The 10471-nt window shown below is 72.1% G+C and carries 12 protein-coding genes and 1 tRNA gene; 7 read left to right on the plus strand and 6 right to left on the minus strand.

Annotated features, from left to right (window positions below):
• Nucleotides 1-77 precede the first annotated feature (77 nt).
• Entirely contained in the window at nt 78-1025 is a 948-nt protein-coding gene (locus tag ABEA62_RS02780) for an FKBP-type peptidyl-prolyl cis-trans isomerase (RefSeq protein WP_286214039.1), read from the minus strand.
• On the opposite strand from ABEA62_RS02780, the gene ABEA62_RS02785 reads away from it, so the two are divergent.
• Entirely contained in the window at nt 1024-1209 is a 186-nt protein-coding gene (locus ABEA62_RS02785) for a hypothetical protein (RefSeq protein WP_345378446.1), read from the plus strand. The genes ABEA62_RS02780 and ABEA62_RS02785 overlap by 2 nt on opposite strands.
• 32 nt (nt 1210-1241) lie before the next feature.
• Nucleotides 1242-1574 (plus strand): hypothetical protein, encoded by a 333-nt coding sequence (locus ABEA62_RS02790; RefSeq protein ID WP_286214040.1) that lies wholly within the window; start codon nt 1242-1244, stop codon nt 1572-1574.
• Here the strand turns inward: ABEA62_RS02790 and ABEA62_RS02795 are convergent.
• Together ABEA62_RS02795 and ABEA62_RS02800 are read right to left on the minus strand one after the other, a co-directional pair.
• Nucleotides 1571-2305 carry an SDR family NAD(P)-dependent oxidoreductase gene (locus ABEA62_RS02795; RefSeq protein WP_286214042.1) on the minus strand — a complete coding sequence of 245 codons (735 nt, stop codon included), beginning with the start codon at nt 2303-2305 and terminating at the stop codon, nt 1571-1573. The two genes, ABEA62_RS02790 and ABEA62_RS02795, sit on opposite strands and share 4 nt — an antisense overlap.
• Nucleotides 2306-2397: 92 nt before the next feature.
• Nucleotides 2398-2473: transfer RNA gene (locus ABEA62_RS02800), tRNA-Ala, on the minus strand.
• A gap of 225 nt (nt 2474-2698) precedes the next feature.
• Between ABEA62_RS02800 and ABEA62_RS02805 the strand changes: the two genes are divergently transcribed.
• From ABEA62_RS02805 to ABEA62_RS02815, 3 genes are all read left to right on the plus strand, one after another.
• The gene (locus ABEA62_RS02805; protein ID WP_345378450.1) at nt 2699-4921 is read left to right on the plus strand and encodes a glycoside hydrolase domain-containing protein; all 2223 of its coding nucleotides are present in this window, start codon (nt 2699-2701) and stop codon (nt 4919-4921) included.
• Nucleotides 4918-6207: a glycosyltransferase gene (locus ABEA62_RS02810; protein ID WP_286214047.1), complete on the plus strand. Its 1290-nt coding sequence runs from the start codon at nt 4918-4920 to the stop codon at nt 6205-6207. The genes ABEA62_RS02805 and ABEA62_RS02810 overlap by 4 nt, the downstream gene beginning before the upstream one ends.
• 173 nt (nt 6208-6380) lie before the next feature.
• Nucleotides 6381-6713 carry a hypothetical protein gene (locus ABEA62_RS02815; protein ID WP_345378452.1) on the plus strand — a complete coding sequence of 111 codons (333 nt, stop codon included), beginning with the start codon at nt 6381-6383 and terminating at the stop codon, nt 6711-6713.
• 4 nt (nt 6714-6717) lie between these two features.
• Here ABEA62_RS02815 and ABEA62_RS02820 read toward each other — a convergent pair whose 3' ends face one another.
• From ABEA62_RS02820 to ABEA62_RS02830, 3 genes are read right to left on the minus strand one after another with little or no spacing between them, the layout of a single operon-like run.
• Nucleotides 6718-7689, minus strand: a complete 972-nt coding sequence (locus ABEA62_RS02820; RefSeq protein WP_286214051.1) for a hypothetical protein — start codon at nt 7687-7689, stop codon at nt 6718-6720.
• Nucleotides 7690-7741: 52 nt separating this feature from the next.
• Nucleotides 7742-8320, minus strand: a complete 579-nt coding sequence (locus ABEA62_RS02825) for a GNAT family N-acetyltransferase (protein ID WP_345378455.1) — start codon at nt 8318-8320, stop codon at nt 7742-7744.
• A 14-nt stretch (nt 8321-8334) separates the two neighbouring features.
• The gene (locus ABEA62_RS02830; RefSeq protein ID WP_286214055.1) at nt 8335-9555 is read right to left on the minus strand and encodes a molybdopterin molybdotransferase MoeA; all 1221 of its coding nucleotides are present in this window, start codon (nt 9553-9555) and stop codon (nt 8335-8337) included.
• Nucleotides 9556-9621: 66 nt separating this feature from the next.
• Between ABEA62_RS02830 and ABEA62_RS02835 the strand changes: the two genes are divergently transcribed.
• The gene (locus ABEA62_RS02835; RefSeq protein ID WP_286214056.1) at nt 9622-10251 is read left to right on the plus strand and encodes a 5-formyltetrahydrofolate cyclo-ligase; all 630 of its coding nucleotides are present in this window, start codon (nt 9622-9624) and stop codon (nt 10249-10251) included.
• 9 nt (nt 10252-10260) lie between these two features.
• Nucleotides 10261-10467, plus strand: coding sequence for an FmdB family zinc ribbon protein (locus ABEA62_RS02840; protein ID WP_286214058.1), 207 nt, complete (start codon nt 10261-10263; stop codon nt 10465-10467).
• The last annotated feature ends 4 nt before the right edge of the window (nt 10468-10471 follow it).

Raw genomic sequence — 10471 nt, forward strand, 5'->3', positions numbered from 1 at the left:
CGTGGGGCATCGTCCCCCCCCCAGAGACAACGACAGCGGCCCCGGCTTCCGCCGGGGCCGCTGTCGTGTGTGCCGCGTTAGTTCGCGGCGAGGATGTCGACCACGAACACGAGCGTCGAGTTCGCGGGAATCGAATCCGACTCCTCTTCGCCGTACGCGAGCTCCGGCGGCACCACGAGCAGCACCTGGCTGCCGACGGTCTGTCCCGCGAGCCCCTGCACCCAGCCGTCGATCAGCGAGCCGGACGAGAGGGTGAACGACGCCGCGGCGCCGCGGTCCCATGACGAGTCGAACTGCTCGCCGTCCCACAGCCAACCGGTGTAGTGGACGGTGACCTGGTCGCCCTCGGCGACCTCGGCACCCTCGCCCTCGATGAGCGGCTGGACCACGAGCTCGGTCGGCATGTCGCCCGCGCCGGCGAAGTCGATCGACGGCTTGCCGGTCTCGTCGAGCGTCACGGCGGGAAGGCCCGCCGCCGGCTCGACGGCCGTGCCCTCGGCCTTCTCGAGCGGGGTCACCGCGGAGGCGACGGTGACGGCCATGATGACGGCCGTGCCGTCCTCGGTCGAGTCGTCGGGGTAGACGTAGAGAAGGTCGGCGCCCACCTGCTGTCCCACGAGCGCGTCGTAGAGGTCGGCGACAACCTGGCCCTCGACGAGGCTGACGACCTCGGGGACGCCGGAGTCGTAGGTCGAGTAGATCTGCGACGCGTCGGCGCCCGCGTAGACCACGTAGTCGAGCGCCACGTTCTGGCCGGCCTCGATCGTGTCGCCATCGCCGGCGTTGATCGCGCGGGTCGCGACGTTGCCCACCGTGAACGGGGTGTCGAAGGTCAGCGAGGGGACGCCGTCGACGTCCTCCCACGTGATGGTCTCGAGCGCCGCGGCATCGGCCGCGGAGGTGTCTGCCGAGGCGGAGGCAGAGGGCGACGGCGAGCCGCCCGTCTCCGACGCGGGGCTGCACGCGGCGAGGCCGAGCACGGCAAGGATGCCGAGCGCGGACGCGGTGAGCACGTTCTTCTTCATGAATCTCCTCACGGGGTTCTCCGCGGCCGTCGCGGCAGGCGCGCTGCGCGGGTTCGCCCAGGCAACCGACGGGCGGTCCTTCTGGTTCCCCGATCGCGTCGATTCTCAGCAAACTGTGAGCCAACGCGCGCGAGCGCCCGACCAGGGTACCCCGCGCGCTCCGGGCATCGGCACGGCAGGATGAGACCCGAACGGTGCGCGCCACCTGGAGGTCTCGTGCCCCGTTCCACCGAGGCCTCGCCGCCGATCTATGCGGTCGCGAGCGCGGGCGGCATCGCATCGCTCTTGTTCGCGCGATGGCTCGGCAGGCTCGATCCGGGCTCGGACCTCATCGCGGCCGAGCGCGCACAGTGGCACGCGGGCGGGCTGCGCTCGCTCATCGCGGCGGGCCGCACATGCCGGGGCGCCTGGTCCGCCACGGCATCCATGGGGCTGCCATGTCCACGGGTGCGCGCGACCACGCTCGGTCTCAAGGTCTACCTCGACGTGTGGGCGAGCGTCGAACTCACCGCGCGCGCGGAGCCGGAGCCGGAGCCCGGAGCCGCCTAGGGCTCGCGGTGGGCGACCTGCGCGGAGATCTGCGCGGTCGCGAGGATCGTCATCTGGTCGATGTTGACGTGCTTCGGGCGCGCCGCGACCCAGCGCACGGCCTCGGCGATGTCCTCGGCCGCCATGGGGGTAAGGCCCTGGTAGACCTGCGCGGCCTTGTCGGCGTCGCCGTCGAAGCGGACCAGGGAGAACTCGGTCTCGACCATGCCGGGGTCGATCTCGCACACGCGCACCGGCTGGCCCAGCATCTCGATGCGCAGCACCCTGGTGAGGGCCGCGACGGCGTGCTTGGCCGCGTTGTACCCGCCGCCGCCCCTATAGGGCTCGCGCGCCGCGATCGAGCCGATCGTGATGACCTGGCCGTCACCGCTCGCGATGAGCGCGGGCAGCAGCGCCTTGGTCATGCGGAGCGTCCCGAGCACGTTGACGTCGTACATCGCCTGCCACTGGTCGAGGTCGGCGTCCGCGATGGACGCGGAGCCGAAGGCTCCACCCGCGTTGTTGACCAGCAGGTCGCACGCGTCAAGGCGAGCGCAGAAGGCGTCCACTGAGGACTGGTCCGTGACGTCGAGCTCGATCGCGGTCGCGCCGATCTCTCCCGCGAGCGCCTCGAGGCGATCGACCCGCCGCGCGCCGACGATGACGCGCCACCCGTCCGCCGCCAGGGCGCGTGCGCTCGCGGCGCCGATTCCGCTGCTGGCTCCGGTGACGACCGCCGTGCGCTGTGACATGTGTGCTCCCCGTCCGTGGCTGAGGTCACCAGCATGCCGCGTCGCCGGCGGGGGCGGAAACGTCGAAGGGCCCGCCGTGGCGGGCCCTTCCGTGGTGGAGCTGAGGGGAATCGAACCCCTGACCTTCTCATTGCGAACGAGACGCGCTACCAACTGCGCCACAGCCCCAAGTGCTCGAATAGATTAGCACCCCGCCGGATGGCCCGCGAACACCGACTGCGGCCGCCCGAGCCGGCCCCGGCATCGTCCCTCCGCCACCCGCCCCGCTGCCTCGCCGCGCGAAGAGTTAAAGAGTTCGTCACACTTGCGCAATGGGACGGACACGGCGGGCGCCTACCGTCTCGACCAAGGGGACGCGCAAGGGAGCGCGCCCGCCACTCGGGAGGAGGTGCCGTGTACGACGACGTCGATCCATTCATCGGCACCGAGGCCACCGCGTTGCCCGCCCCGACCGGTCTCGCCGCCACGTGGTGGTGGCCCAAGCCGCAGGTGGGCAACACCCACCCGGGGGCGTGCTTCCCCCTCGGCATGGTGTCGGCCTGCGCCTACTCGGGTGCCTACCCCACGGGCTACGGCCTCTATGACCTCTCGACCGAGGGCGTCCCCACGCGCCTGCACGACCGCCCACTAGCCTCCGGATTCACGCACTTCCAGCAGTCGGGCACCGGCGCGATCCGCAAGTACTACAACTACTTCCGCGTCACGCCCATGATCGAGCCGCTCGACGAGCTCGGACGCACGTGGGACCTCATCGACGAGCACGCCGAGCCGGGCCTCTACTCCGCAACCCTCGAGAACGGCATCGAGGCGCAGCTGGTCGCCGGTCCGCGCAGCATGATCCACCGCTACCGCTTCCCCGCCCACCCCAACGCGCGCGTCGTGGTCGACCTGTCGACGGGAGGGCTCACCATCCCCTACGGCGCGACCGTGCCGCTGCGCGCCCGTCTCGAGTCCGTCGAGCCTGGGATCGCGCAGGGCGAGATCGTCGTGGAGGGCGTGCCGCTCGCGATCTACGTCGAGTGCGACGCCGAGTCCTGGCGCCAGATGCTCTGGTACGACCGCCGCCTCATGCCCGCAGGCCAGCGCCTCGACCTCGACTCGATCCGCCCCACCACGCTGCGCAGCTTCGGGCTCATGTGGGCGGGACCGTCCGAGGAGGGACAGGCGGTCGAGCTGAGGATCGGCTTCTCGCTGCGCGGCGTCGAGCAGGCGCGCACGAACCTCCACGCTGACTTGGGCGAGCTGGGCACGTTCGACTCCCGGCTCGCCGGGACGCGCGAGACCTGGCGAGGACTGCTCGACGCGATCACGGTCGACACCCCCCACGCCCAGCGCCGGCAGGTCTTCGCGACGGCGCTGTACCACTCGCTCATCAAGCCGTGCTTCGCGCCCAACGAGAGCCCGTTCTGGCCCCAGAAGGGCCCCTTCGTCTTCGACGTGTCGACCATGTGGGACATCTACCGCACTCAGCTGCCCCTGCTCACGGCGCTGCTCCCCCACCGCGCGGCCGAGCTCGCCACCGCGCTGCTCAGCATCTGCGAGCAGGAGGGCAACCTGCCCATCGGCTATCGCATGGCGCGCGGCTCGGACCGCTTCAGCCGCCAGGGCAGCGCCCTCGCGCACACCCTGCTGTCCGACCTCGCGCAGCTGGGCATCTCCGGCATCGACTGGGACTGGGCGCTCGTCCACATGCAGACCGACCTGCGCCGCACCTACGGCGAGGAGTTCCTGCTGCAGGGACGCGCCGAGCCGCTCAGCCACACCCTCGACATCGCCTACGGCTACTGGTGCACCGCGCAGGTCGCGGGCCTCCTGGGGGACGATGCCCTGGTCGCCGAGTACGCGCCCCTCGCCGACCGCTGGCGCAACGCCTTCGACCCCGCCACGGGGCTCCTGGGCGCGTCCACGTACTACGAGGGCACGCGCTTCAACTACTCGTTCCGCCTGCTCCACGACATGGCCGCGCGCATCGCGCTCGCCGGCGGCGACGCCGCCTTCGTCGCGCTCCTCGACACGTTCTTCGGCTACGGGGCCGATGCCGTGGTCCAACCGGGTGAGCGGCCGAGCCCCGAGGAGATGGCGGCCGGCTACGGGCTGGGCCGCTTCGAGGGACTCAACAACGAGCCCGACATGGAGGCCCCGTGGGCCTACCACTACGCGGGGAGGCCGGACCGGACCGCGGAGGTGGTCCACGGCATCGTCCATCAGATGTTCGGGCCGGGACGCGGGGGACTGCCGGGAAACGACGACTCGGGCGGGCTGTCCTCGTGGTTCGTGTGGGCGTGCCTGGGGCTGTTCCCCGTCGCGGGCCAGAACCTGTTCCTGCTCCACCCGCCGGCGTTTGCGCGCGCCACGATGCGCGTCGCGCGCGGCGAGTTGACGATCGTGGCGGAGAACTTCGTCGAGCCGATCCCTGGCGGGCCGGTGCAATACGTGAGGTCGGTGACGTTCGACGGCGAGCCCGTCGAGGGCGCCTGGCTGGACGGCTGCGACGTCCACCGCGGCGGCGAGCTGCGCTTCGTGCTCGGCGACTCCCCGAGCGACTGGGGCCGCGAGCATCGTCCCCCCTCCCTGAGTTCATCGCCCGAGCCGGCACCCGTGAAGGAGGCATCATGACCCAGAAGATTCGCCGCAGGCTGGTCATCGTGGTCCGCGCGGATCCGGTGATCTGCGGGCATTCCGGCGAGGCGCGCAACCTCGCCGAGGTCGCGCTCACGCGCGGCTTCGACGACGTGCGGATCGTGACGTGGCCGCTGGACCGCCTCGAGGAGACGGGGCTGCCGCTCAAGCCACTCGACACCGTGCTGCCCTATTCGGCGGGCATCACGGTCGAGCGTCCCGGACCGGTGGGCGGCTACAAGATTCCCGACGGGCGCTACCTCGCGGGGATGGTGGGCCGGCTGGTCGAGCTGTTCACGGACGGCGTGCCCACGGTCGCGATGTCGCTCTACCTGCACCCCCACACGACCGCCGTCGCCGATGCGCTGCGCATCGCGCGCACCACGGGGCTGCCGGTCAACGTCACGACCATCGCCGAGGCGGTGGGCTCGGACATCACCGATGTGGTGCGCTCCGCGGTGGACCACGGCGAGTTCGGGGCGGCCGCAGCGGTGCTGTCGACGTACCTGTCGCAGGACGTGTGCGTCGCGGTGTCGCGGTACACCAAGGAGGTGATCGTGGCCTCGGCGGCGGAGCTCGACGCGGTGTACGGGACCTCATTTGCGGCGCAGTGCGAGGCACGGGTGCGCATCTCGTATCCGGCGATCGACACCTCGGCATACCTGGTGCGCGACGATTCCGAGACGGATCGCGTGCTCGCGGCGCGTGACCTCGCGCGCGGCCGCTACGTCCTCTACCTGTCGCGCCTCCAGCGTGCCAAGGGCGTCGACGACCTCATCCGCGGATTCGCGGCGGCGGAGTCGTGCGCGGACCAGACGCTCGTGATCGCGGGCCGCGGTCCCGACCTTCCGTACTTCCGCGAGGTCGCGGCGCGCTCCGCCGCGCGCGACAGGATCGTCTTCCTCGAGGACGTGGGCGACGACGAGAAGGCGCACCTCATGGCCGCGTGCTCCGCGTATGCGCTGCCGTCCCGTCCCGCTCCGGAGTTCACCGAGACCTTCGGGATCGCGCTGGTCGAGAAGATGCTCGCGGGCGGCGGGCCCGTCATCACGTGCGACACCGGCGGAATCCTCGAGGCGGTGGGCGACACCGCGGTAGTGGTGCCGCACGGCGACCCGTCGGCGCTGACGGTCGCGCTCAACGTGTGCGCGGCTGGGCTCGACGACGCCGACCGCGAGTGGTGGGAGCACCGCGCGCGCGAGCATGCGATGCAGTTCGACCGCGTCGAGGTATTCGACAGGCTGTTCGCGCTGCTCCCTGACAGGGCACGGGTGGGCGCGTAGCTGCTGCAGTGTCGTGGTGGGGGGTCGCCGCCTTCTGTCAGCCTCGGCACCGCCCGGGGACCAGCGGCGAATCGCACCAGACGATGCGCTAAGGCCGGATTCGGCCTGAGAATCACACCAGGCGATGCGCGAGACGCGGCGACCGGTTGCGGCGGCACGAGTTGCCTGGCACCGTGGCCTTCGACGCACACCGCATCCTGGGGGGAAGCATGCTCGACTCGTCCAAGAAGTGCCTCGGCTGGGGGATCGCCCTCGCCGCGGTGGGAACGATCGTCCTCACGTGGGGGACGAACCTCTACACCGCGGTCGTCGAGCGCATGGGCGCCAACGCCGAGGTCGGCGAGTGGGCCTTCTCCTTCATCATGACGCTCACCAGAAGCGCGGCCTTCCCCATGGCGGCGGCGCTCATCGCGGCCGCCATCATCATCGAGTCGCTCCGCCAGGTGGTCCGAGAGGCGATCGAGGCGCGAGCAAGCGCGCAGGACCCGAGCGCCGTCGAGGGTTGAAGCGCTACGCGGAAGCGGAGCGGCGGCGAGCGAGGATCGCGTCGAGCGACCCCGTGGTTGCGGGTGCGGCCTCGGGAGCGGCCTCACCCTCGACCGCGCGGTAGGACGCGGCGGCGATATCGCCGTCCTCGAGCGGTCGGGCCTGCCCCGGACGCACCTGCGCCTTGAGCGTGTACGACGGCGCGGGCATCTCGCGAGGGCTCCACGCCGCCGACTCCTCGGCGGTCCGGGCCACCGCGGGCGCCTGAGTGACCACGGGGGTCGGTGCGGGTGCCGCGAGCGGCGCAAGGTCCGCCGCGGTGACGATCTTGATCGCCTGGGTCGCGACGTCGGACGGCTGGGCGTCGCGTCCGGCGGCACGCTCGGCGCTCACCTGGCGCAGCGCCTGCGTCGCGGTCGCGGCGGCGCCCACCTCGCGGGCTACCAGCGCGATCCTGGCGTCGACGCGACGCTGAGCGGCGGCGGCGCGTGCGCCCTGCACGACGACTCCGGCCAACAGTCCGGTGGCGACCGCCGCCACGGCGGGGTGCACCACCCCGAAGCTCACGAGAATCCATGCGAGGGCGGCGAAGACGGCCGTTCCCAATGCGACGCGGGCACGCCGACGCGCACGAGCGCGACGCTCGGCGAGCACGCTCGCACGGTCCGCGCGCATCGCGATCAGCTGACGCTGCGCCGAGGTAGCGGCCTTGTCGATCGGGCCCGCGGGACGGGACATCGCGTCGGCGCCCAGCTTGACGATCGATGCCCTCGCGGCGCCGGTCACCAACAGGGGCACCTCGCCGGAGTCGGACGAGGCACGGGAGACGGGCTTCTCGAGACGCTCGGCGGTGGTCTTCACCACCCGCATCTCGGCAGAGAAGCGGTCCTCGGTGCGCACGAGCGCATAGTCCGAGCGCTCCTTGATCCGCTGGGGGATCACGTAGGCGAGCACCATGCCGAGGGCGATGATCGCGAGGAGTCCAGCGGGAGGCATGGCACGACGGTACGGCCGCCCGGCCCGCGAGCGCGGGAGGGTGCGCGGCGTGTCAGGCGCCGGTCTCCCAATATCGGCCGGTCCGCGGCTCGTCTTGAGTCCGGGCGAACACCACGTGGTCTCGCCAGGCACCGTCGATGTAGAGGTGAGAGCGGCGGATGCCCTCCTCCGTAAAGCCCAACTTCTCCGCGACGCGCCGGCTCGCGGCGTTCTCGGGGCGGATCGCGATCTCGATGCGGTGCAGCCCCGCCCGAAACCCGTGATCCGCGAGCAGCGCGGCAGCGCGGGTCGCGATTCCTCGACCCGCGTGGTCCTGCGCGATCCAGTAGCCGAGCGAACCGGCCCGCTGTGCGCCCCACTGGATCCCCGCGATCGCGACGCGGCCCACGAGGGCGCCGTCCACCTCGATCGCGAGCGGGATCGCCTCGAGCCGGCGCCGCTGCGCGCGCTCGAGACGCACGAAGGCGCGAAACGACATGGGCTCGTGACCGGCCTCGGGGGGAGCGGACGCCTCCCACGGCCTCAGCCAGTCACGGTTGGCCTCGCGCAGATCCATCCACGCGCGGGCGTCGCGCGCACGCAGGGGCCGCAGGCGCAGCCCCGAGGACTCAATCACGTCGGCGTCGCCCATGAGTCGTCCCACACTCAGTCGTCCCACACGGTGCACCGCAGGACGTCGCCCGCCTGTACGGCCGTCACGCCAGGCTCGACCCACGCGATGCCGTCGGCGTCTCCGAGCGCCGCGAGCGACACGCGGCCCGGCTCGCACGTCGGGGCCGCGGTCACCACGCCGCCGGAGTCCAGCCCCAGGCGCACCGGCACGGCCTGGGTGACGCCGGCGGGAGACGACCACCCACGGTCGAGGCGCGCCCGCACCGCGGGGCGAGCCACCTCCGTGAATCCGCACATCTGGCGCAGCGCGGGCCGCACGTACGCCTCGAACGCGAGCGCCGCGGCGGCGGGATTGCCCGGAAGGGCGATCGTGGGAACGCGCCGCGCGTCCTCCCCCACCATCGCGAATGCGTGACGAGACCCCGGCGCGAAGGCGAGCGAGACATCGTCCACCTCTCCCAGTTCGCTCAGGACCGCCACCACCGTGTCACTCTCCCCGTCGCTCAGCCCGCCCGTGACGATCACGAGGTCGGCGCGGACCAGCTGGTCCTCGAGCGCGGTCCGCAACGTCGCCGGATCGTCGGGGACGGGGCCCACGCGCGAGGCTCGTGCCCCCGCCGTGCGCGCGGCGATCGCGATGAGGTGCGCGGTCGCCTCGGGAACACCCGCGCGCGAGGTGCCGGGGTCGATCAGCTCCGAACCCGTGGCGACCACGACCACCCGCGGCACGGGACGCACCGTGAGACGCGCGCGCCCGATCGACGCGGCGAGCGCGACCTCACGGCCCCCGAGTCGACGCCCGGCAGGCACGAGGACGCGGCCCTCCGCGGCCCCGTGTCCCGCAGGCAGGACTCCACTGCCAGGGACGATGCCCCCCGCGAGCCCGACCCTTGCCGCACCGCGGTCGGTGGCCGCGAGCGGCACCACGGCATCCGCTCCGGCGGGCACCGCCTGCCCCGACGCGATCCGCGCCGCCGTCGCCGGCAGGTGACGCCGGGGTCCTCGGTCGGCAAACGACACCTCGTGCGCGACGGGCAGCACCACGGGCTCCGCGACGTCCGCGGCGCGCACCGCGTAGCCATCCCACGCGGCCACATCGAACGACGGCAGCGGCGCCGGAGCCACGAGCGGCTCGACGAGCGTGGCCCCCGCGGCGTCCCCGACGAGCACGCTGAGCTCGGGGATGGGAGCGAGCGCGGCGTTCACGGCTGCACGATGCTGGTCGAGGCTGCGCGTGACGGGCGGCGGACACATGGCTCGAGCCTAGGGACTTGCCCACAGTGGAACAAAGATTTACCGAACTTTGGCACAATGGTTCCCATGACGCCGATGTCCGAAGGTCTTCTTCGCACGCCCGAGCCGGACGAGGCGAAGGCCCATCTCCGGGCGACCATTCGACGCGAGAGGCTCCACAGGAGCGAACGCCGCCGCCACGAGGCCGCGGCGGCCTTCCGCGACCACCTGCTCGCGCTGCCCGCTATTCAGGAGGCGCGCTGCGTCTCCGTCTACGCCTCACGGCCGCACGAGCCGGGCACGGACCCGCTGATCGAGGAGCTCCACCGCCGCGGCGTGCGCGTCCTCATTCCCCTCCTCGGAGACGGGCTGCAGCGCGGCTGGGGCGTGTACCGCGGCGTCGAGGACCTGGTCGAGCGCGCCCCCGGCCGCCCGCCCGAGCCGAGCGGCGACTTCCTCCCGTCCGCGACCCTGGCGGAGGCCGACGTCATCGTGGTCCCTGCGCTCGCGGTCGACACGCGCGGCACGCGCCTGGGTCAGGGCGGCGGGTGGTACGACCGCGCGCTCATGGACGCGCGACCGGGCACGCCGATCATCGCTCTCGCGTTCGCAAACGAGGTCAGGGACGCCGTGACGGACCCGCTCCCGCGCGAGCCGCATGACCTCGGGGTCGACATGGTGGTGACACCCGAGGGGGCATTCGCTCTTCCCGCGTAGAATGTGCGCATGCCTACGTACTCCTACGCGTGCACCGCGTGCGACAACGCGTTCGATGCGGTGCAGTCCATCCACGACTCGGCGCTCACCGAATGCCCCGAGTGCACCGCCCCCGTGCGCAAGCTGTTCGGTTCGGTCGGAGTGACCTTCAAGGGCTCCGGCTTCTACCGCACGGACTCCCGTGCGGAGACCACCAAGGCGGCCAGCACCTCCTGAGGCG

It is taken from the genome of Demequina sediminis (assembly GCF_039545075.1).
In the GTDB taxonomy this organism is placed as follows: Bacteria; Actinomycetota; Actinomycetes; order Actinomycetales; family Demequinaceae; genus Demequina; species Demequina sediminis.

Bases quoted from the DNA above. Each gene is read 5' to 3' on its own strand.
- ABEA62_RS02830 (WP_286214055.1), bottom strand. From the start codon at position 9,555: ATGTGTCCGCCGCCCGTCACGCGCAGCCTCGACCAGCATCGTGCAGCC.
- ABEA62_RS02810 (WP_286214047.1), top strand. From the start codon at position 4,918: ATGACCCAGAAGATTCGCCGCAGGCTGGTCATCGTGGTCCGCGCGGAT.
- ABEA62_RS02835 (WP_286214056.1), top strand. From the start codon at position 9,622: ATGACGCCGATGTCCGAAGGTCTTCTTCGCACGCCCGAGCCGGACGAG.
- ABEA62_RS02795 (WP_286214042.1), bottom strand. From the start codon at position 2,305: ATGTCACAGCGCACGGCGGTCGTCACCGGAGCCAGCAGCGGAATCGGC.
- ABEA62_RS02840 (WP_286214058.1), top strand. From the start codon at position 10,261: ATGCCTACGTACTCCTACGCGTGCACCGCGTGCGACAACGCGTTCGAT.
- ABEA62_RS02780 (WP_286214039.1), bottom strand. From the start codon at position 1,025: ATGAAGAAGAACGTGCTCACCGCGTCCGCGCTCGGCATCCTTGCCGTG.
- ABEA62_RS02785 (WP_345378446.1), top strand. From the start codon at position 1,024: ATGAATCTCCTCACGGGGTTCTCCGCGGCCGTCGCGGCAGGCGCGCTG.
- ABEA62_RS02820 (WP_286214051.1), bottom strand. From the start codon at position 7,689: ATGCCTCCCGCTGGACTCCTCGCGATCATCGCCCTCGGCATGGTGCTC.
- ABEA62_RS02825 (WP_345378455.1), bottom strand. From the start codon at position 8,320: ATGGGCGACGCCGACGTGATTGAGTCCTCGGGGCTGCGCCTGCGGCCC.